We start from the raw sequence: 595 nt of genomic DNA, 5'->3' as shown, positions 1-595 counted from the left end.
GCCGGTATTCAATATTTATCCACGCAATATTGAGCAAGCTTTTGCTATTCATGCGCTTTTAGATCCCGATATTAAACTGGTAACCATACAGGGTAACGCCGGTACCGGTAAAACCCTGCTGGCCCTGGCCAGCGCGTTGGAGCAGCGCAAATATTACCGGCAAATATTTGTTACCCGCCCCATTGTTCCATTAAGTAATAAGGATATTGGTTTTTTACCCGGCGACATCAAATCAAAGATAGACCCCTACATGGCCCCAATATGGGATAACCTTAAATTTATTAAAGACCAGTTTGCCGATGATGATAAAATGCAGGCTAAAATTGATGAACTGGTAGCTAACGATAAAATATCTATAGCTCCCCTGGCATTTATCCGTGGCCGCACCCTAAGCAAKATATTCTTTATAGTAGATGAGGCACAAAATCTTACTCCGCACGAAGTAAAAACCATTATTTCCCGTGCAGGCGAGAACAGTAAATTTGTGTTTACAGGTGATATTTACCAGATTGATACGCCATACCTGGATGCCGAAAGTAACGGGCTGTCATATCTGATTGATAAAGCGAAGGGACATCCACTCTATGCACATATT

The 595-nt window shown here is 42.3% G+C and carries 1 protein-coding gene; it reads left to right on the top strand.

Features of this window, described 5'->3' with window-relative positions; translation table 11 throughout:
- A partial coding sequence (locus AC1DPZ_RS28680; RefSeq protein WP_477409944.1) for a PhoH family protein occupies positions 1-595 on the top strand: 595 nt, incomplete at both ends.

The sequence above is a fragment of the Mucilaginibacter sp. P4_G9 genome (assembly GCF_056400985.1).
This window is presented reverse-complemented; position numbering and strand designations above follow the sequence as displayed.